Annotated in this window: 20 protein-coding genes; 2 read left to right on the plus strand and 18 right to left on the minus strand. The window is 67.5% G+C overall.

Features of this window, described 5'->3' with window-relative positions:
* Window positions 1-14: 14 nt before the first annotated feature.
* Window positions 15-1,520 (minus strand): GTPase HflX, encoded by a 1,506-nt coding sequence (hflX, locus tag WFJ97_RS03585; RefSeq protein WP_247622692.1) that lies wholly within the window; start codon window positions 1,518-1,520, stop codon window positions 15-17.
* Between the two features lie 68 nt (window positions 1,521-1,588).
* Between hflX and WFJ97_RS03590 the strand changes: the two genes are divergently transcribed.
* Window positions 1,589-2,230, plus strand: coding sequence for a class I SAM-dependent methyltransferase (locus WFJ97_RS03590; protein ID WP_336640502.1), 642 nt, complete (start codon window positions 1,589-1,591; stop codon window positions 2,228-2,230).
* Between the two features lie 43 nt (window positions 2,231-2,273).
* On the opposite strand, the gene dapF is transcribed toward WFJ97_RS03590, so the two are convergent.
* The 14 genes from dapF to dapA all read right to left on the minus strand — a co-directional run bounded on the left by dapF (window position 2,274) and on the right by dapA (window position 16,076).
* The gene (gene dapF, locus WFJ97_RS03595; RefSeq protein ID WP_247622694.1) at window positions 2,274-3,146 is read right to left on the minus strand and encodes a diaminopimelate epimerase; all 873 of its coding nucleotides are present in this window, start codon (window positions 3,144-3,146) and stop codon (window positions 2,274-2,276) included.
* A 22-nt stretch (window positions 3,147-3,168) separates the two neighbouring features.
* Window positions 3,169-3,615 carry a GNAT family acetyltransferase gene (locus WFJ97_RS03600; RefSeq protein ID WP_336640503.1) on the minus strand — a complete coding sequence of 149 codons (447 nt, stop codon included), beginning with the start codon at window positions 3,613-3,615 and terminating at the stop codon, window positions 3,169-3,171.
* A 48-nt stretch (window positions 3,616-3,663) separates the two neighbouring features.
* Window positions 3,664-4,191, minus strand: a complete 528-nt coding sequence (locus WFJ97_RS03605) for a dihydrofolate reductase family protein (RefSeq protein ID WP_247632369.1) — start codon at window positions 4,189-4,191, stop codon at window positions 3,664-3,666.
* A 32-nt stretch (window positions 4,192-4,223) separates the two neighbouring features.
* Window positions 4,224-5,162 (minus strand): tRNA (adenosine(37)-N6)-dimethylallyltransferase MiaA, encoded by a 939-nt coding sequence (gene miaA, locus WFJ97_RS03610; protein ID WP_247622697.1) that lies wholly within the window; start codon window positions 5,160-5,162, stop codon window positions 4,224-4,226.
* Window positions 5,159-6,706 (minus strand): tRNA (N6-isopentenyl adenosine(37)-C2)-methylthiotransferase MiaB, encoded by a 1,548-nt coding sequence (miaB, locus tag WFJ97_RS03615; RefSeq protein WP_336640504.1) that lies wholly within the window; start codon window positions 6,704-6,706, stop codon window positions 5,159-5,161. Before miaB ends, miaA begins: the two co-directional genes overlap by 4 nt.
* 47 nt (window positions 6,707-6,753) lie before the next feature.
* Complete coding sequence (locus WFJ97_RS03620; protein WP_247956013.1) at window positions 6,754-7,227, minus strand: regulatory protein RecX; 474 nt, start codon at window positions 7,225-7,227, stop codon at window positions 6,754-6,756.
* 245 nt (window positions 7,228-7,472) lie between these two features.
* Window positions 7,473-8,522, minus strand: a complete 1,050-nt coding sequence (recA, locus tag WFJ97_RS03625) for a recombinase RecA (RefSeq protein ID WP_247622700.1) — start codon at window positions 8,520-8,522, stop codon at window positions 7,473-7,475.
* 269 nt (window positions 8,523-8,791) lie between these two features.
* A complete protein-coding gene (locus tag WFJ97_RS03630) occupies window positions 8,792-9,016 on the minus strand; it encodes a DUF3046 domain-containing protein (RefSeq protein WP_247632374.1) in 225 nt (74 codons plus the stop codon).
* A gap of 24 nt (window positions 9,017-9,040) precedes the next feature.
* A complete protein-coding gene (locus WFJ97_RS03635; protein ID WP_060925763.1) occupies window positions 9,041-9,349 on the minus strand; it encodes a helix-turn-helix domain-containing protein in 309 nt (102 codons plus the stop codon).
* A gap of 141 nt (window positions 9,350-9,490) precedes the next feature.
* Entirely contained in the window at window positions 9,491-9,976 is a 486-nt protein-coding gene (locus WFJ97_RS03640; RefSeq protein WP_336640505.1) for a CinA family protein, read from the minus strand.
* On the minus strand, window positions 9,973-10,548 hold the full coding sequence (gene pgsA / locus WFJ97_RS03645) for a CDP-diacylglycerol--glycerol-3-phosphate 3-phosphatidyltransferase (RefSeq protein ID WP_247622703.1): 576 nt from the start codon (window positions 10,546-10,548) through the stop codon (window positions 9,973-9,975). The genes WFJ97_RS03640 and pgsA overlap by 4 nt, the downstream gene beginning before the upstream one ends.
* Window positions 10,548-13,301 carry a DNA translocase FtsK gene (locus tag WFJ97_RS03650; protein WP_336640506.1) on the minus strand — a complete coding sequence of 918 codons (2,754 nt, stop codon included), beginning with the start codon at window positions 13,299-13,301 and terminating at the stop codon, window positions 10,548-10,550. The genes pgsA and WFJ97_RS03650 overlap by 1 nt, the downstream gene beginning before the upstream one ends.
* 67 nt (window positions 13,302-13,368) lie before the next feature.
* A complete protein-coding gene (locus WFJ97_RS03655) occupies window positions 13,369-15,045 on the minus strand; it encodes a ribonuclease J (RefSeq protein WP_247622705.1) in 1,677 nt (558 codons plus the stop codon).
* 53 nt (window positions 15,046-15,098) lie between these two features.
* Entirely contained in the window at window positions 15,099-16,076 is a 978-nt protein-coding gene (gene dapA / locus WFJ97_RS03660; protein ID WP_247622706.1) for a 4-hydroxy-tetrahydrodipicolinate synthase, read from the minus strand.
* 62 nt (window positions 16,077-16,138) lie between these two features.
* On the opposite strand from dapA, the gene WFJ97_RS03665 reads away from it, so the two are divergent.
* Window positions 16,139-16,687 carry an NUDIX domain-containing protein gene (locus tag WFJ97_RS03665; RefSeq protein ID WP_247622707.1) on the plus strand — a complete coding sequence of 183 codons (549 nt, stop codon included), beginning with the start codon at window positions 16,139-16,141 and terminating at the stop codon, window positions 16,685-16,687.
* Window positions 16,688-16,696: 9 nt separating this feature from the next.
* On the opposite strand, the gene WFJ97_RS03670 is transcribed toward WFJ97_RS03665, so the two are convergent.
* From WFJ97_RS03670 to WFJ97_RS03680, 3 genes are read right to left on the minus strand one after another with little or no spacing between them, the layout of a single operon-like run.
* A complete protein-coding gene (locus tag WFJ97_RS03670) occupies window positions 16,697-17,458 on the minus strand; it encodes an SDR family NAD(P)-dependent oxidoreductase (protein WP_247632379.1) in 762 nt (253 codons plus the stop codon).
* Window positions 17,458-17,934 carry a dihydrofolate reductase gene (locus WFJ97_RS03675; protein WP_247956007.1) on the minus strand — a complete coding sequence of 159 codons (477 nt, stop codon included), beginning with the start codon at window positions 17,932-17,934 and terminating at the stop codon, window positions 17,458-17,460. Before WFJ97_RS03675 ends, WFJ97_RS03670 begins: the two co-directional genes overlap by 1 nt.
* Window positions 17,931-18,740, minus strand: a complete 810-nt coding sequence (locus WFJ97_RS03680) for a thymidylate synthase (RefSeq protein WP_336640507.1) — start codon at window positions 18,738-18,740, stop codon at window positions 17,931-17,933. Before WFJ97_RS03680 ends, WFJ97_RS03675 begins: the two co-directional genes overlap by 4 nt.
* Window positions 18,741-18,770: the final 30 nt, after the last annotated feature.

An 18,770-nucleotide genomic window follows, 5' to 3' on the forward strand; every position in this document is an offset into this window, starting at 1 on the left:
CGCTGCGGTCGGCCTCAGCTCGCGTAGGGCGCGAGATCGGCGGCGAGCCGCTCCGACACCCGAGCGTGCACCGCGGTGCCCTCTTCGCGATGGTCGACGGCCAACAGCATCCCGGTCTCGTGGATCGCGGCGACCAGGTCGCCCCGATCGTACGGAACCACGGCGTGCACCTCGACGGCCGGCTTCGGGAGCGCCTCCTCGATCGCGGCACGAAGCTCGGCGATGCCCTCCCCCGAGCGCGACGACACGAAGTGCGCCTTCGGCTCGAGACCGCGCAGCACGAGTCGCTCGTCGTCATCGATCAGGTCGGCCTTGTTGAACACGACGAGCTCGGGCATGTCGCGCACACCGACGTCGCCCATCACATCGCGAACGGTCTGCAACTGACCGGCCGGATCGGGGTGGGAGCCGTCGACGACGTGGAGCACGACGTCGGCGTCACCGACCTCCTCGAGCGTCGAGCGGAAAGCCTCGACGAGCTGATGCGGCAGGTTGCGGACGAACCCGACCGTGTCGGTCAGCGTGAACACGCGTCCGTCAGCGGTCTCGGAGCGACGGACGGTCGCATCCAGCGTCGCGAACAGGGCGTTCTCGACGAGCACGCCGGCGCTCGTCAGAGCGTTGAGCAAGCTCGACTTGCCGGCGTTCGTGTACCCGGCGATCGCCACGGAGGGGATCGTGTTGCGCTTGCGCTCCGCGCGCTTCGCCTCGCGAGCCGGACCGAAGTCGCGGATCTGACGACGCAAAAGGGCCATCTTCGTGCGGATGCGTCGGCGGTCGAGCTCGATCTTCGTCTCACCCGGGCCGCGCGAGCCCATTCCGGCGCCACCGGCACCGACCTGTCCACCCGCCTGGCGGCTCATCGAGTCACCCCAGCCGCGCAGACGCGGCAGGAGGTACTCGAGCTGGGCGAGTTCGACCTGCGCCTTGCCCTCACGACTCTTGGCGTGCTGGCTGAAGATGTCGAGGATCACGGTCGTGCGATCGATGACCTTGACCTTCACGACGTCCTCGAGCGCACGGCGCTGGCTCGGCGCCAGCTCCGTGTCGGCGATGACCGTGTCCGCGCCGACAGCGGCCACGATGTCCTTGAGTTCCTGGGCCTTTCCGCGACCGAGGTAGGTGGCGGCGTCAGGGTGGGGCCGACGCTGCAGAACACCATCGAGCACGACGGCGCCCGCGGTCTCGGCGAGGGCCGCGAGTTCGCGGAGGGAGTTCTCGGCGTCGGTCTGCGCACCCTGCGGGTAGACCCCGACGAGCACGACGTTCTCGAGTCGGAGCTGCCGGTACTCGACCTCGGTGACGTCTTCGAGTTCGGTCGAGAGGCCGCCGACGCGACGAAGCGCATGACGATCCTCCAGGTCCCACTGGTCACCGTCCGATGCGGCGTGCGCCGCCGTCGACCGGTCCTGCAGCGCCTGTGCTGCTCCGAACACGCGGACTTCCGAGCGACTCTCGGCGTGAGCGAGCACACGATCGAGTGCATCGCCGTCTTCGTGCTGTGTGGTGGTTTCCGTCATCCGTCCCTGATCTCTTGCTTTCGTTTCGAGCCTTAACCTTAGCCCGCGCTCTCCGGTACGCTCACCGTATGGGGTCCGATCACTACTTCACTGCGGCCCCGGCCAGTCCTGAGAACCTGCGAACGATCCGTGTGACGCTCGCAGGACGCGAGCTCGAACTCACCACCGCCGGCGGTGTCTTCAGCCCGGATCGCCTGGACGCCGGTACGTCAGTGCTTCTCGCCAACATGCCTCCCGTTCCTCCGGGGGGCAATCTTCTCGACCTCGGCAGCGGCTGGGGTCCCATCACGCTGTCGATGGCACTCGCCGCGCCCCACGCGAAGGTCTGGGCCGTGGATGTGAATGAGCGTGCCCTCGATCTCGTCCGCCGTAATGCGGCGTCTCTCGGGCTCACCAATGTCAACGCCTCGTTGCCCGAGGATGTTCCCGCCGATGTGACCTTCCGGACGATCCGCTCGAACCCGCCGATCCGCGTGGGCAAGAACGTTCTGCACTCTCTGCTCGAGAAGTGGATTCCGCGCCTCGACGAGCGCAGTGACGCCTGGCTGGTCGTGCAGCGAAACCTCGGCGCCGACTCCCTCCAGCGCTGGATCGGTTCGACGTTCCACCCCGGCTTCACGGTCTATCGCACCGCGACCAGCAAGGGCTACCGCGTGCTCAAGGTGCGCAAGCACGGGACTCCCCCGACCGAGCCCATCACGATCGCCTGAGGCGTCAGCGACCGCTCGCCGGCCCGCGGGCGGGGCGCTGAGCTCAGGCGAGCTCGATCTCGCCGTGGAAGGCGAGTTGGGCGGGACCGGCGAGAGCGACGTGCTCTCCGTCCTCGGCGGCGAACATCCGCACTCCGAGCGTCCCGCCGGGAACCTCGACGCGCCAGTTGTCGGGCGCCTGCTCCCCCGCCCAGTGGCGAACGGCGAGAGCCGTGGCGGCCACGCCCGTTCCACAGCTGAGAGTCTCACCCACCCCGCGCTCGAACACCCGCATGCGCACATGGCCGATGCCGTCGCGCACCAGGGGTTCGCCCGGCACGACGAACTCCACGTTGGCACCGGCGGGCGGGAGCGGATCGAGGAGCGGAGGTCGGTGGAGGTCGAGAGAAGCCAGTTCCGCCTCGCTCGCGACGGCCACGACGACGTGCGGATTTCCCACGTCGATTCCCAGACCGGGTCGGGTGACCGCGAGCCCGCTGGCGGTCACCAGCGGATCGTCGCCGTCGAGACGCCAGCGGCCGAGGTCGACCTGGTACCCGTTCTCGCTGCGGGTGACGTCGCGCACCCCGGCGCGGGTTCCGATCGGGAGCGTCGACCCCGACTCGATGACGGCGAGGCCCGCCCACAGGAGGTAGTGCGCGAAGACACGGATGCCGTTGCCGCACATCTCGGCGATCGAACCGTCGGCGTTGCGGTAGTCCATGAACCACTCGGCATCCGGCTCCTCGGCCAGCGCTGCAGCACCGTCGGCGATCGCAGCGGAGCGGACGACTCGCAGCACACCGTCGGCGCCGATACCGAAGTTACGGTCGCAGAGTGCCGCGACCTGATCGGCGGTGAGGTCGAGAGCACCGTCGGGGTCGGCGATGATGACGAAGTCGTTGCCCGTGCCGTGACCCTTGGTGAATGCGACCATGCTCCCAGTCTAGGGATCTCGGCTATGCGTCGGCGATGAGCCGCTTGCCGGTGTTCGCCACCGCGAACCGCTCGTATCCGAGCGCATCGTAGAAGCCCAGCACCCCTTCGTTGCCCTCGCGGACCATGAGCTGCACCTTCGGGCATCCGAGCGCCAGCAGCAGCCGTTCCGCCTCGGCGACCAGTTCACGCGCGATGCCGCGGCCGCGATGGGAAGCTGCTGTGGCGAGGTAGTAGAGCCATCCGCGATGGCCGTCGTACCCGGCCATGACCGAACCGAGGACGGTCACGCCTTCCGGGTCCGTCGCGACGAGGAACAGCTCGGGTTGCACTCGCAGCTTGCGCTCGATGTCGAGGCGAGGATCGTTCCAGGGCCGGGTGAGTCCGGCCTCGGTCCACAGCTCGATGACCGCATCGGTGTCGGCCCGTTCGAATGCCCGCACGTTCCACGCCATGGTGCTCCTGTTCATCGACGCCTCCCGGATCGCGCCGAAGAACGAGCCTATCCGGGGCGGGCGCTACCCGACGACGCGGTAGTGACCGCAGAGGAAGCCGCGGTTACGAGCCACGTCGAGCAGCTCGAACTCCAGGGCGCGGGGAAACAGGGGCGCCCCAGCCCCGAGCGTCACGGGGGCGAACTGGATCCACACCTCGTCGAGCAGACCGGCGTCGGCGAACTGGCCGGCGAGGTCGCCACCACCGACGACCCAGATGTCATCGCCGCCGGCTGCGAGCCGCATCGCCGCGTGCGCGTCGCTGACGTCTCCCTGGACGAAACGCACGTCGGCGCCGGAGGGAACAGCGAGCTCTCGATGCGTGAACACCCAGGTGGGCTGCGTATAGGGCCAGGGTTCCTCGCCCTGCGCGCGCAACAGCCACTCGTAGGTCGATGCGCCCATCGCGAGAGCACCGATCCCCTCGACGAACGCCGGGTAGGCCATGGGACCGTCCTGGTCGAAGTCCTGGCTCAGCAGCCACTCGAGGGAGTGATCCGCCGTCGCGATGAAACCGTCAAGGCTCGAGGCCGTGTAGAAATGGGTCGCCATGTGGTCATGATCCCAGCGGCCACCGACATCGGTCAGTCGGCGATCAGCGCCGCGACATCGATCGGATGCTCGACCCATTCGATCGCGGGGTACCTCTTGAACCACGACACCTGTCGCCGCGCGTAACGGCGGGTGAGGGCCTGGGTCTCGGCGATGGCTTCGGCTTGGTCGAGACGACCGTCCAGTTGACCCAGCGCCTGCGCATAACCGATCGCGCGGCTGGCCGTGACGCCTCGTTCGAGTCCCTGAGAGCGGAGCCGCTCCACCTCTCCGAGAAGCCCCTCGGCCCACATCCGCTCCACGCGGGCATCGAGCCGTTCGACGAGTGCGGAGCGTTCGACGTGCACACCGATCACGCGCGTGCTCCGCTGCCAGAGCGTCGGCGTGGTCGGCAGAGCGGCGCCGTGTGTGGTGGCTCCCTGTTCGAGCACTTCCAGCGCACGCACGATGCGGCGGGAGTTCTTCGGATCGATACGCGCCGCCGTCGCAGGGTCCGCTACCTTCAGCCGAGAGAGCAGGGCGTCGGCTCCGTGTTCGGCGAGCTCCGCTTCGAGGCGCACGCGGACGGACTCGTCACGGGGCGGGAACCGGAAGTCGAAGACGACGCTCGAGACGTAGAGTCCCGACCCGCCGACGAGGATCGCGTCACCACCGCGGCTCTGCACGTCGAGGACGGCGGCCCTCGCCTCGGGCTGGTACCAGGCGACCGCCGCCTCCTCGTCGACCTCGCGGACGTCGAAGAGATGGTGCGGAATTCCCCGTCGTTCATCGAGAGGAAGCTTGGCGGTGCCGATGTCCATACCGCGATACAGCTGCATCGCGTCGACGTTGATGATCTCAGCCGGATTCCCGCGTGATCTCAGTCCCTCGGCGATGTTCAGTGCGAGTTCGCTCTTGCCCGTACCGGTGGCGCCGACCACCGCCCAGAGACGCGGCGCCGCCTCGGGCGCAGTATCGGCGGAGTCGTTCACACTCCGACACGCAGGGTGGGGAGCCCGAGGGACACGGCCCGCGGACCGCCGTCGCCCACCGGAGCGGGGACCGCGCACGACTCGGACTGCGCGCGATCCCAGGCGTCGCCTCCACGCGTGCGGCGGATCTGCAACGGCGCACCGGTCGGGTCATCAGCGAGGAGATGGAACGGCGCCGCGTGGGTGATCGTCACGGTGACGACATCGCCCGGACGGGGCAGGTCGGAGCCCGGTGTGACCTCGAAGTGCACGAGACGGTTGTCCTGAGCGCGTCCGGTGAGCCGATGCGTTTCGGCGTCCTTCTTCCCCTCGCCCGTCGAGACGAGAACCTCGACGGACCGACCGACCTGCTTCTGGTTCTCTTCGAGCGAGATCCGCTCCTGCAACGCGAGCAGGCGGTCGTAGCGCTCCTGCACGACGGCCTTGGGAACCTGATCCTCCATCGTCGCGGCAGGGGTGCCCTCCCGGATCGAGTACTGGAACGTGAAGGCGCTGGAGAACCGGGAGAGCTCGACGACGCGCATCGTGTCTTCGAAATCCTCGTCGGTCTCACCGGGGAAACCGACGATGATGTCGGTCGTGATGGCCGCGTCGGGCATCCGATCGCGCACACGATCGAGGATGCCGAGGAACTTCTCACTGCGGTAGGAGCGGCGCATTGCCTTGAGGATGCGGTCGCTGCCGGACTGCAGCGGCATGTGCAGCTGCGGCATCACGTTGGGAGTCTCGGCCATCGCATCGATCACATCGTCGGTGAACGCGGCGGGATGCGGGCTGGTGAAGCGGATGCGCTCGAGCCCTTCGATCTCGCCGGCGGCACGCAGCAGCTTGCTGAACGCCTGACGATCACCGAACTCGACGCCGTAGGAGTTGACGTTCTGTCCGAGGAGGGTGACCTCGATCGCTCCGTCCTCGACGAGCAGCCGGATCTCGTTGAGTATGTCGCCGGGACGCCGGTCCTTCTCCTTGCCGCGCAGGCTCGGCACGATGCAGAAGGTGCAGGTGTTGTTGCAGCCCACCGAGATCGACACCCAGCCGCTGTGCGCGGCGTCGCGCTTGGTGGGGAGCGTGGAGGGGAACACTTCGAGCGACTCGAGGATCTCGAGTTCGGCATCGCCGTTGTGGCGTGCGCGCTCGAGGAGACGCGGCAGCGAGCCCATGTTGTGGGTGCCGAAGACGACATCGACCCACGGAGCCTTGTCGAGCACGGTCTGCTTGTCCATCTGCGCGAGACATCCGCCGACCGCGATCTGCATTCCGTCCTTGCGGCGCTTGACGCCTGCGAGCTGGCCGAGTGTTCCGTAGAGCTTCCCCGCCGCGTTGTCGCGCACCGCGCAGGTGTTGATGATGACGACATCGGCTTCGTCACCGGCCGCGGCGCGAACGTAGCCTGCACTCTCCAGTGAGCCGGAGAGACGCTCGGAATCGTGCACGTTCATCTGGCAGCCGAACGTGCGTACTTCGTAGGATCTCTGACGACCGTCGACGTCGACGGCTGCCGACGACGAGGTGATGATCGTCGGTTCACTGCGCGGAGTAGTCATGATCTCTCCATTGTACGAGCGGGAGACGGCTCCTCCGGGCTGACGCGTCAGTCTGACTCGACGAAGCGCACCCCAGAGCTCTTCGTCCCGAACGATGCCTCGTTCAACGCCGTCTTCGCCGCGTTCGTCGCGACGGATCCGCCGTACCCACGACGAGCGAGCTGTCCGAGCAGACGCCGGAGAGCGGTGTCGTGGTCGAGGCGGCTGAGCGAGCGGGCCTTGGTGCGAGCGAAGTCCAGCGCGCGCTCCGCGTCGTCGTCCGGCAGTTCGTCGAGCGCTGCGGCGATCACGTCGCGCGGGATCCCGCGCTGCGAGAGCGAGCGGGAGATGGCGACGCGACCCTGGCCCTTGCGATCGACCCCCGCGGCCACGAGCATCTGCGCGAGCTCCTGATCGTCGAGATACCGGCGCCGGAGGAAGTCGTCGATGACGTCGTCGATCTGTGTGCCATCGAGCCCGTGAGTCCTCAAGACCTGCCGGGCCTCGGAGACCGAGAGCGATCGAGTACGGAGCTTGCGCACCAGACTCTCTTCGGCCGCTTTTCGAACCTCGACCGGGTCCGGCGCATCGTCGCCGGGGATTCGGTCGTCGACGAACGAGACGAGTGAGATGGAAGCGGATACTGGAGCGGGTGGCTCCACCGGTGTATCGGGAGTCTTCGCGGTCGCGGGCGGCGGGGTTACGCCGCGCGCTCCGAAAAGAGGGATGACGGGGGCGACCCGCCCGATGTCCTGATGCGGACCGCCCCCGTTCTCACCGTTCATGATCAGGCCGGGCGACGCTCGGCGAGCTCATCTGCCGGAGCGGCGGGAGCAGCCGCGCCGCCAATGCCGAGCTTCTGCAGGATCTGCGTCTCGATGGCGAGTGCCACGTCGGTGTTGTTCAGGAGGAACGTACGGGCGTTCTCCTTGCCCTGACCAAGCTGGTCACCGTCGTAGGTGTACCACGACCCCGACTTCTTGACGATTCCGTGCTCGACACCGAAGTCGATCAGGCTACCCTCGCGCGAGATGCCGACTCCGTAGAGGATGTCGAACTCTGCCTGCTTGAAGGGCGGGGCCATCTTGTTCTTGACGACCTTCACGCGGGTACGGTTACCCACCGCGTCGGTGCCGTCCTTCAGGGTCTCGATGCGACGGATATCGAGGCGAACCGATGCATAGAACTTGAGCGCCTTACCACCGGCGGTCGTTTCGGGAGAGCCGAAGAACACACCGATCTTCTCGCGCAGCTGGTTGATGAAGATCATCGTGGTGTTGGTCTGGTTCAGACCACCGGTGAGCTTGCGAAGCGCCTGCGACATCAGTCGCGCCTGCAGACCCACGTGCGAGTCGCCCATCTCACCTTCGATCTCGGCGCGGGGCACGAGCGCTGCCACGGAGTCGATGACGATCAGATCGATGGCACCGGAGCGCACGAGCATGTCGGCGATCTCGAGCGCCTGCTCACCCGTGTCGGGCTGCGAGACGAGCAGGGCGTCGATGTCGACGCCGAGCTTGGCGGCGTAATCGGGGTCGAGCGCGTGCTCGGCATCGATGAACGCCGCGATACCACCGGCGCGCTGGGCGTTGGCGATCGCGTGCAGCGTGAGCGTGGTCTTACCCGAGGACTCCGGGCCGTAGATCTCGACGATGCGGCCACGCGGGAGGCCTCCGACGCCGAGAGCGACGTCGAGGGCGATGGAGCCGGTGGGGATGACTGCGACGGGTGCGCGCTCGTCGCTGCCCAGCCGCATGACCGAGCCCTTTCCGAACTGGCGGTCGATCTGGGCGAGTGCGGTCTCGAGGGACTTCTCGCGGTCGGCGGGAGATGGCATGTCGTGCTCCTTCTGCTTCGCGTGGTGCCGCCTGTAGGCTGTCGCGGCGCTTCCGGCTGGAAGCAACTCTCCGACAAGGCGTATGGCTCGGTGGCCATGTCTTCACCGTACGAGGAGCCTCCGACATTGCGTCGTCAAGTCACACGAACAGTGGAGAACACGAGCGTCTGAACCACTGTGCAGAAGACTACGCCCGCTTCGAACGAATATTCGACGACACGCCGGGTCCCGGCATCCGATCTCGACATCGATCGAACGCATGCGCGAACTCAGCGCCGACGCGGCTCCAGCCGGCCGGCACCGTGCCGTCGGTTCTCGGGCACTTCCATCTCGTCGCAGAGCGCGAACCAGATCTCTCGCGGGGGTATCCCCGCAGCCAGAGCCTCTTTCGCCGTGCGACCGGCGAGCGGGGTCAGCACCAGATCGTTCAACACCGACGACGTGCGGCCGGGGAACTCGTCCTCGACGGCACGCAGGAACTCACTTCGACGCATCGCGCAACGACGGGGTGCGTGGGCTCAGTGGAGCGAGAGCTCGGGCTCGATCGAGGCGACCAGATCGTCGGGAACGACGTCGGGGAACACCTGGATGCCCTCGAGTACGGAGATGCGATCTCCGACCTCGCGCATGATGGTGGAGATGGGGACGTCGAGCGCATCGGCGACGGAGGCGAGGATCTCGCTCGACGCTTCCTTCTGACCGCGCTCCACTTCGCTCAGATAGCCGAGCGCCACGGAAGCCTTGCTCGCGACCTGCCGAAGGGTGCGCCCCTTCTGCAGACGGAAGTCCCTCAGCACATCGCCGATTTCCTGTCGTACAAGAATCATCGGAACCTCCTCCCCAATCGGTTTCTCGGAGTCTCCCCCGAAGTGATGGCCAGTATAACCTCGCCGACCTTCATAAAATCTACAACTGCACTCTGTGGTTTGAGTGTGAGCACGAAATCAATAACCTCGTCGCGACGGCGACTATTCCCGGCACAGCTCTCGGACCATCTCGAGGGCGGCTCGAACGGACGCCGACCGGATCCGATTCCGGTCACCGGGGAAGAGGAACGATCGCGCCTCGATGCGCTCCGGCGTGGCGACGGCGATGTGCACGGTTCCGACCGGTTGCCCGTCGGGCGAGACGGGGCCGGCGATTCCCGTCGTCGCGACGCCGACTGCCGCGTCGATGCCGTCCACGCTCACGGCGTGCCGGACACCACGTGCCATCTGCCGCGCGACCTCAGGATGCACCGGGCCCTCACGGTCGAGGAGCGACTCGTCCACCCCGAGCAGCGTGTGCTTGACCGGCGTCGCGTACGCCACCACTCCGCCGAGAACCACGGAGGACGCACCCGGCACGCCGACGAGTTCGGCGATCACCGCCCCGCCCGTGAGCGATTCCGCCACGCCGAGTGTCCAGCCGCGACGCCCGAGCGTCTCGATCACGGATGCCGCGAGGTCGGTCATCGACTCCGACGCGCTCCGCGCACCTGGGCGACGACGTAGTCGATCCCGCTCCAGATGGTCAGCACCAGCACCACGAGCATGAGCACGAAGGTGATGAGGGTCCAGGCGGGAAGGCCGATCACCACGTGCAGAGGCATCAGCGCCCAGGCCAGAGCGACACCCTGCACAGCGGTCTTCACCTTGCCCATCCACGCCGCCGCGACGACGTGCTCGTTGACGATCATCAGGCGATGGATCGTGATGCCCCACTCGCGAACGAGGATGATCGCGACGATCCACCAGGACACCTCGCCGAGGATCGCGAGTCCGATGAAACCCGCGCCCGTCAACAGCTTGTCGGCGATCGGATCCCAGAGCTTGCCGAAATCGCTGACGATCTCGTAGCGGCGGGCGAGGTAGCCGTCGACCCAGTCGGTCGAGATGGCGAAGATGAACAGGATGGCGGCAGTCCAGCGCAGCGCGAGATCGGGAACCCCGTAGGTACCTCCGAGCAGGAGCAGTACGAAGAACACCACCGCGAGCGGGATGCGCGCGATGGTGATCGCGTTGGGCAGCTGCCGAGGAATCGCCATCAGTCGCGTCCCGTCAGGCCCCAGGCGTCTTCATCGCCCTCGGCCTCGACGACGGGAAGACCCTCGAACTGCGCGTCGAGAGGATCGGAGGCCATCGCCGCCGCCGGTGCCGGGGCGGGAGCCGCCGGCGCCGCGGGAACATCTTCACCGCGCAGCTTCGCCATCACTCCCCCGAGCTGCTCCGCCGTGACGAGCACGTCACGAGCCTTGGAACCCTCGGACGGGCCGACGATCTCGCGCGACTCGAGCAGATCCATCAGGCGTCCGGCCTTGGCGAAGCCGACGCGGAGCTTGCGCTGCAGCATCGAGGTCGATCCGAACTGCGAGGAAACGACCAGCTCGGCGGCGGCCAACAGCAGCTCGAGGTCGTCGCCGATGTCTTCGTCGACCTCCTTCTTGCGCGGCTCCAGCGCCTCCTGGACGTCGTTGCGGTACTCGGGCCGGGCCTGTCGCGTCACGTGCTTGACGACCGCGTCGATCTCCTTCTCATCGACCCACGCGCCCTGCAGACGGAACGGCTTCGAGGAACCCATCGGCGAGAACAGTGCGTCACCCTGTCCGATGAGCTTGTCGGCACCGGGGCTGTCGAGGATCACGCGGCTGTCGGTGACGCTCGTCACCGCGAACGCGAGACGGGATGGCACGTTGGCCTTGATCAGGCCGGTCACCACGTCGACGCTCGGGCGCTGGGTCGCGAGCACCAGGTGGATGCCGGACGCACGGGCGAGCTGGGTGATGCGCACGATCGAGTCCTCGACGTCGCGCGGGGCGACCATCATGAGGTCGGCGAGCTCATCGACCACGACGAGGAGGTACGGATACGGCTTGAGCACGCGCTCGCTGCCGACGGGTACCTCGACCTCGCCGGCGCGCACCGCACGGTTGAAGTCGTCGATGTGACGGAATCCGAACGACGCGAGGTCGTCGTATCGCATGTCCATCTCCTTGACGACCCACTGCAGCGCCTCGGCCGCCTTCTTCGGGTTGGTGATGATCGGAGTGATCAGGTGCGGCACACCCGCGTAGCTGGTGAGCTCGACGCGCTTCGGGTCGATCAGCACCATGCGCACGTCCGCCGGGCGCGCACGCATCAGCAGGCTCGTGATCATCGAGTTCACGAAGCTGGACTTTCCGGAACCGGTGGAACCGGCGACCAGGAGGTGGGGCATCTTCGCCAGGTTCGCGATGACGATGTTGCCGCCGACGTCCTTGCCCACGCCGATCGTCATCGGGTGCGTGCTCTTCTGCGCGGCCGGTGAGCGGAGCACGTCGCCGAGCGCGACCATCTCCTTGTCGGCGTTCGGGATCTCGATACCGATCGCGCTCTTACCGGGGATCGGCGAAAGGATGCGCACGTCGTTCGAGGCGACGGCGTAGGCGAAGTTGTTGCTCAGCTGCAGGATCTTCTCGACCTTGACGCCGTGGCCCACCTCGACCTCGTACTGCGTCACCGTCGGTCCGCGCGAGAAGCCGGTGACCTTCGCGTCGACCTTGAACTGCGTGAGCACGCTGGTGATCTGTTCGATCACCTTGTCGGTAGCTTCGGAGCGCATGACCGGGGGCGGCCCCTCGACCAGGAGGCCGGGCGACGGGAGGATGTACGGCGCGACCGGCGCCTGGGGGCCGCGGTCTCCCGGGCCCTCGGTCCCGAAGCCGTCGAGGCCCGGGAGCTCGGGCACCTCACCGGTGTCGGAATCGTCGTCGAGGAGGGCCGTCGTCTGCTGCTCGGCGAGGGAATCGGCGACGGAGCGCACGTCGGACAGAACCTCGGTGGCGGAGTCGTACGGGTTCTCGACGACGACGGCCTGGTCGTATGCCGGGGTCGGCTCCGCCGTCGAGAGGAGCGCAGTGATGTCGTCGGAGCCGAGGGTGCCCTCGTCGGGGTCCTCCTCGCGGCCGCTCTTGTTGCGGCGCCACCAGGGCAGGACGTTCTCGTCGTCGGTCTTGTCGGCATCGTCGATCTCGGGCGTCTCCGCCTTCGGCTCCGGGCGCTCTGCGTCGAACATCCAGGCGTAGAGGTCGCCGAGGCGTCGCCCGATGCGGTTGGGCGGCGTCTTGGTGAGGATGAGGATGCTCAGCACGATGATGAGCCCGAGCACGACGTACGCCACGGCGGGATGCACCAGCGCGAGCGGCTCACCGACGAGCCAGCCACCGAGGCCCCCGCCTTCACTGACAGCCGTCGGTCCCTGACTCGGCTGCGGTCGGGTGACCCCGCCCGCGCCGTTCGGAGCACCGGCGGCGACATGGCTGATGCCCGCGAGGGCCAGCACGAAGAGACCGAAACCGATTCCGATGCGTCCGTTGTCGTGCACCGAGGAAGGATGGCGGAACAGCCAACCGGCGAGCAGGAGCAGGAGCACCGGCATGAAGAAGGCGATCCGCCCGACGAGCATCCCCACCGAGTACGCACTGATGTTGGCGGCGACCTCGTTGCCGATGAAGAACCACTCGTTCACCGCACCGAGGATCGCCAGCAGCACCAGCAGGAACGGGAAGCCGTCACGACGGTCGTCCTTCTCCAGCGTCTCCGGGCCGAAGGCGCGGAAGAGCCCACCCACGCCGTGTGCGAGCCCCGTCCACGCCCGGACCGCCACCGGCGGCTTGTCGAGCTCGTCGATGTACTTCTTCGGGACGGGCTTCTTCGCTGCCGGCTTCTTGGGCGCAGGCGAGGCTTGGGGAGCCGCCCGCCGCGAGGGGCGGGACGGCGCGCTCCCGGACGCGCGCTCGGACTTGGTCGTACTCCTGGCCATGCCCTCACGTTACGGCCCACGGCCGACATTCCCGCGTATCGACGCGGCTTTCAGCCGATCCCGCTGATCACGCCTCGATCACGAGAGGGACGATCATCGGACGGCGACGCAGACGCTGGTTGACCCACCGGCCGATCGTGCGACGCACGACCTGAGAGAGCGCATGGGTGTCGCGCACACCGTTGCCGGAGGCCTCCTTGAGCGCGGCGACAATCTTCGGCGTCACGTCGTCGAAGACCGAGTCGTCCTCGGCGACACCGCGCGCGTGGATCTCCGGCCCGGAGATGATGCGTCCGGTCGCGGCATCGACCACCACGATGACCGAGATGAAGCCCTCCTCGCCCAAGATCCGACGGTCCTTGAGATCGGCATCCGTGATCTCGCCGACCGTCGAGCCGTCGACGTACACGAAGCCGAGGTCGAGCTGTCCGACGACCGACGCCACGCCGTCGCGCAGGTCGATGACGGTGCCGTTGGAGGCGATGATCGTGCGCTCCTCGGCGATCCCCGTGTCCTGCGCCAGCTTGGCGTTCGCGATGAGGTGACGGTACTCGCCGTGCACCGGCAGCACGTTCTTGGGCTTGAGGATGTTGTAGCAGTAGAGCAGCTCCCCCGCCGCGGCGTGTCCCGAGACGTGCACGCGGGCGTTCGCCTTGTGCACGACATTCGCACCGAGCTTGGTGAGGCCGTCGATCACGCGGTAGACGGCGTTCTCGTTGCCCGGGATGAGGCTCGAGGCGAGGATGACGGTGTCGCCCTCGCTGACCTCGATCGCGTGATCCATGTTCGCCATGCGGCTGAGCACCGCCATCGGCTCGCCCTGCGAACCGGTCGACATGTAGACGATCTGCTCGTCGGGGAGGTCGCGCGCTTTCTTGAAGTCGATGAGCACACCGGCCGGCACCTTCAGGTACCCAAGCTGCTCGGCGATGGTCATGTTGCGCACCATGCTGCGGCCGAGGAACGCCACGCGCCGCCCGTGGGCGTGGGCGGCGTCGATGACCTGCTGCACGCGGTGCACGTGGCTCGAGAAGCTCGCGACGATCACCCGTCGCGGCGCTTTGCCGATCACCTGGTCGAGCACCGGACCGATCGAACGCTCGGTCGGGGTGAAGCCCGGCACATCCGCATTGGTCGAGTCCACCAGGAAGAGGTCGACTCCCTCCTCCCCCAGGCGCGAGAACGCGCGGAGATCGGTGATGCGTCCGTCGAGCGGCAGCTGGTCCATCTTGAAGTCACCGGTGGCGAGCACCATGCCCGCCGGCGTGCGGATGGCGACGGCCAGAGCATCGGGGATGGAGTGGTTCACGGCCACGAACTCGAGATCGAAGGGGCCCACCTTCTCCTGCTGACCTTCCTTGACCGTCAGCGTGAACGCCTTGATGCGGTGCTCCTTGAGCTTCGCCTCGACGAGCGCCAGGGTCAGACCCGACCCGATCAGAGGGATGTCGCCCTTGAGGCGCAGGAGGTACGGAACCGCGCCGATGTGGTCTTCGTGGCCGTGCGTGAGCACGACGCCGACGATGTCGTCGAGGCGGTCGCGGATCGGTTCGAAGTCCGGGAGGATCAGATCGACGCCGGGCTGGTGCTCCTCGGGGAAGAGCACACCGCAGTCGACGATCAGGATCTTGCCGTCGTACTCGAACATCGTCATGTTCCGACCGATCTCGCCGAGACCGCCGATCGGGATGACCCGCAGCGTTCCTTCGTCGAGAGCGGACGGTTCGGCCAGGGGAATGGACATGCTGTCTCCTCAGTCGGACACTCGGCGCGTCCGTTCGTTCATGGCGACGCGACTCAGCGCGTCGTGCCGTGCACCTTGGGCAGGGCACCACCGGCGGCCGCGTTGCGGTCGGGGCGGAAGTTCGAGAAATCGGCGCCCGGGACGCCGGCGACGAGATCGAGCTCGTCTTCGATGAGTGCGGCCTCCCACTCCTCCGGCCCGACGAGCGGAAGACGCACGCGCGGGCTGGAGATCCGTCCGAGGCCGTGGAGGATGTACTTGGCGGCGACCGTTCCGGGAACGTGGGTCATCACGGCGCGCACGAGCGGCTCGAGACGCTTGTGCTCGGCGGTCGCGGTGGCGAGATCGCCCCGGTTCACGGCGTCGACGATCGTGCGGTACGGAGTCGCGGTGATGTTCGCGGTCACACCGATCAGGCCCGTCGCGCCGATGGCGAGGTGCGGGAGCACGTTCGCGTCGTCACCCGAGAAGTACATGAGATCGGTCTGGTTGAGCACTCGGCTCACCTCGGAGAAGTCGCCCTTGGCGTCCTTCACCGCGAGGATGTTCGGGTGCTTCGCCAGGCGGAGGATGGTCTCGTACTTGATCGGCACACCGGTGCGCCCGGGGATGTCGTACAGGATCACCGGCAGGTCGGTGGCATCGGCCACCAGACGGAAGTGCGTGAGGATGCCGGCCTGAGTCGGCTTGTTGTAGTACGGCGTGACGATCATGATGCCGTCGGCGCCGGCCTTCTCGCTCGCCTTGTACAGCTCGATCGCGTGGGCGGTCTCGTTCGACCCGCCCCCCGTGATGATCTTGGCGCGACCGGCGGAGACGGACTTGCCGATCTCGACGAGCTTGAGCTTCTCGGGGTCCGTGAGGGTCGAGGTCTCGCCGGTCGTTCCCGTCACGACGACACCGTCAGCACCGGCGGTGATGACGTCATCGATGTGCTTCTCGACGGCGGGCCAGTCGACTTCGCCGTCGGCCGTCATCGGAGTGACGAGCGCGACGAGAACCTGTCCGAAAGGGTTGCCCGAGTGCGTCATGCAACCAGAGTATCGTCTCGGCCCGACCTCACGAGGACGCGGCCGCGAACTAGGCTCGTGGCATGGCATGGGTCACGCACGAGTCCGACACCGTCTACGCCAATCGCTGGATCGAGGTACGCGAGGACAAGGTCACCGGCCCCGGCGGGGACGACGGTATCTACGGGGTCGTGCGGATGCAGCATCCCGCCGTCTTCGTGGTCGCGCTCGACGATGAGGAGCGCGTCTGTCTCGTCACCCTCGAGCGCTACACGACGGGGATCTCCGTGGAGGTGCCCGCCGGCGGCAGCGACGGCGAGGATCCTCTCGTCGCCGCACGGCGCGAGCTTCTCGAGGAGACCGGATTCACGGCATCCGAATGGCACGAGCTCGGCATCATGAACGCGCTCAACGGCGTCGCGGATGCTCCGGAGCACGTCTTCCTGGCCCGTGGACTGACCGCGTCCGACCCGGCGACGGCTGCGGAGAGTCAGCGCGAGGAGGGCATCGACCAGGTCTCCTGGGTGCCGTTCGCCGATGCGCTCGCGATGATCGCCGAGGGACGCATCAGGGACGGCGAGACGATCGGTGCGCTGGCCCTCGCCGGCATCCGCCTGGGACGATTCCGCTGAGCCGGATCGTCACACCCGTCCGCGCCGCGCGATCCCTGCCGTGACCGACCGCGGAAGCAGACCCGCCACGGCCACGATCACCTTGTACCGCAGCGAAGGCACCGACACGGACTTCCCTCGCGCGGCGTCTCGCAGTCCCTCGCGCACCACGTCGCGCGCGTCGAGCCACATGATCGCCGGAACGCCCTCGTGCCCCGGAGCCAGGCCCATCCGCTCGTGGAAGCTCGTGTGGGTGAACCCGGGGCACAGCGCGGTCACGCTGACCCCGTCCCGTGCGTATTCGGCGTTGGCCCACCGGCTGAACTGGATCAGCCACGCTTTGCAGGCGGAATAGGTCGAACGCGAGATGAATCCGGCCACCGAGGCCACGTTGATGATGCGCCCTCCCCGACCGCGCATGGTCTGCAGCGCGGCGTGCATGAGGCGCATCGAGGCTTCGACGTGCACCCGCAGGTGACGCACCTCGTCGGCGATGTCGTTGTCGGCGAACTGCAGGGGCAAGCCGAACCCGGCGTTGTTGACGAGCAGGTCGATCGGGTCGTCCGCGCGCTCGAGTCGCTGCTCGACCCGCTCGACGCCCTCCTCGATCGCGAGATCGGCCGGAAGCACCTCGACGGCGACACCGAACTCGCTGCGCAGCTCGGCCGCGAACGACGACAGGGCCTCCTCCGACCGCGCGACCAGCACGAGGTCGGCGCGGCGCCGCGCGAGCTGACGTGCGAACTCGGCCCCGAGGCCGGCGCTCGCTCCCGTGATCAGCGCGGTGGGCATCAGCGCTCGTATCCGAGGAAGCGGTAGCGCACGCCGGTGCGGGAGGTGAGCCACTCCCCCTCGTCGACCAGGCGCCATCCGGTCTTCGCGGGCGCGTAAGCATCGCCGTCGACGTCGAGGTCGAGCTCGGTGACCTCGAGCCGATCGGCGTCGCCGATCACCTGCCGGAAGATCTCGGCTCCCCCGATGATCCAGACCCGGTCCTGGCCGCGCACCGCCTCGGCGACGGTCGCCGCGCGGCGTGCCCCTTCGGCGCTCCAGTCCTGCTGGCGGGTGATGACGATGTTCTCGCGGCCGGCCAGCGGGCGGAACCGCTCGGGCAGCGAGTCCCACGTCTTGCGCCCCATCACGACGGGGGCACCCAGCGTGACCTCCTTGAAGTGCGCCAGGTCCTCGGGAACGTGCCACGGCATGCCACCTTCGGCGCCGATGACGCCACCGGCCGCCTCCGCCCAGATCAGGCCGACCCAGGTCATACCGCGACCGCCGCGCGGATCGGAGCGTGGTGCTGGTAGTCCTCGACGACGAAGTCCTCGAACGTGTAGTCGAAGATCGATTCGGGCGTGCGCGCGAGGCGCAGCGTCGGATACGGGTACGGGTCGCGGGTCAGCTGCTCGGTGACCTGCTCGATGTGATTGTCGTAGATGTGGCAGTCGCCGCCCGTCCACACGAAGTCGCCGGGCTCGAGACCGACCTGCTGGGCGATCATCAAGGTGAGGAGCGCGTAGGACGCGATGTTGAACGGGACGCCGAGGAACATATCGGCACTGCGCTGGTAGAGCTGGCACGACAGCTTGCCGTCGGCGACGTAGAACTGGAAGAGCGCGTGGCAGGGCGCGAGGGCCATGTCGGGGATGTCGGCGGGGTTCCAGGCGGACACGATCAGGCGACGGGAATCCGGCGAGCGGCGGATCTGCTCGATGACCTCCGCCAGCTGATCGATGCTCTCCCCCGCCGGTGTCGGCCACGAACGCCACTGCACGCCGTAGACGGGACCGAGTTCCCCGGCGTCGTCCGCCCACTCGTCCCAGATCGTCACGCCGTTCTCCTGCAGCCATCGCACGTTCGACTCGCCGCGCAGGAACCACAGCAGCTCGTAGGCGATCGACTTGAAGTGCACACGCTTGGTGGTGATCAGCGGGAAACCCTGCGACAGGTCGAAGCGGATCTGCCGACCGAACACGCTCGTCGTCCCTGTACCGGTGCGATCGGACTTGTGCGTTCCGTTCTCGAGGACGTCGCGGAGGAGGTCTTCGTACGGCGTCGGGACGGCTGCGCTCATGAGAGCCAGAATACCTTCCCGCATCACGAC

The sequence above is a fragment of the Microbacterium sp. USHLN272 genome, from assembly GCF_037149655.1.
GTDB classification, from domain to species: domain Bacteria; phylum Actinomycetota; class Actinomycetes; order Actinomycetales; family Microbacteriaceae; genus Microbacterium; species Microbacterium galbinum.

Coding starts and splice junctions, on each gene's coding strand:
- WFJ97_RS03670 (WP_247632379.1), bottom strand. CDS start 17,458: ATGCCCACCGCGCTGATCACGGGAGCGAGCGCCGGCCTCGGGGCCGAG.
- hflX (WP_247622692.1), bottom strand. CDS start 1,520: ATGACGGAAACCACCACACAGCACGAAGACGGCGATGCACTCGATCGT.
- WFJ97_RS03630 (WP_247632374.1), bottom strand. CDS start 9,016: ATGCGTCGAAGTGAGTTCCTGCGTGCCGTCGAGGACGAGTTCCCCGGC.
- WFJ97_RS03640 (WP_336640505.1), bottom strand. CDS start 9,976: ATGACCGACCTCGCGGCATCCGTGATCGAGACGCTCGGGCGTCGCGGC.
- WFJ97_RS03600 (WP_336640503.1), bottom strand. CDS start 3,615: ATGAACAGGAGCACCATGGCGTGGAACGTGCGGGCATTCGAACGGGCC.
- WFJ97_RS03655 (WP_247622705.1), bottom strand. CDS start 15,045: ATGTCCATTCCCCTGGCCGAACCGTCCGCTCTCGACGAAGGAACGCTG.
- WFJ97_RS03665 (WP_247622707.1), top strand. CDS start 16,139: ATGGCATGGGTCACGCACGAGTCCGACACCGTCTACGCCAATCGCTGG.
- WFJ97_RS03590 (WP_336640502.1), top strand. CDS start 1,589: ATGGGGTCCGATCACTACTTCACTGCGGCCCCGGCCAGTCCTGAGAAC.
- WFJ97_RS03650 (WP_336640506.1), bottom strand. CDS start 13,301: ATGGCCAGGAGTACGACCAAGTCCGAGCGCGCGTCCGGGAGCGCGCCG.
- recA (WP_247622700.1), bottom strand. CDS start 8,522: ATGCCATCTCCCGCCGACCGCGAGAAGTCCCTCGAGACCGCACTCGCC.
- WFJ97_RS03635 (WP_060925763.1), bottom strand. CDS start 9,349: ATGATTCTTGTACGACAGGAAATCGGCGATGTGCTGAGGGACTTCCGT.
- WFJ97_RS03680 (WP_336640507.1), bottom strand. CDS start 18,740: ATGAGCGCAGCCGTCCCGACGCCGTACGAAGACCTCCTCCGCGACGTC.
- dapA (WP_247622706.1), bottom strand. CDS start 16,076: ATGACGCACTCGGGCAACCCTTTCGGACAGGTTCTCGTCGCGCTCGTC.
- miaB (WP_336640504.1), bottom strand. CDS start 6,706: ATGACTACTCCGCGCAGTGAACCGACGATCATCACCTCGTCGTCGGCA.
- pgsA (WP_247622703.1), bottom strand. CDS start 10,548: ATGGCGATTCCTCGGCAGCTGCCCAACGCGATCACCATCGCGCGCATC.
- WFJ97_RS03675 (WP_247956007.1), bottom strand. CDS start 17,934: ATGACCTGGGTCGGCCTGATCTGGGCGGAGGCGGCCGGTGGCGTCATC.
- dapF (WP_247622694.1), bottom strand. CDS start 3,146: ATGGTCGCATTCACCAAGGGTCACGGCACGGGCAACGACTTCGTCATC.
- WFJ97_RS03605 (WP_247632369.1), bottom strand. CDS start 4,191: ATGGCGACCCATTTCTACACGGCCTCGAGCCTTGACGGTTTCATCGCG.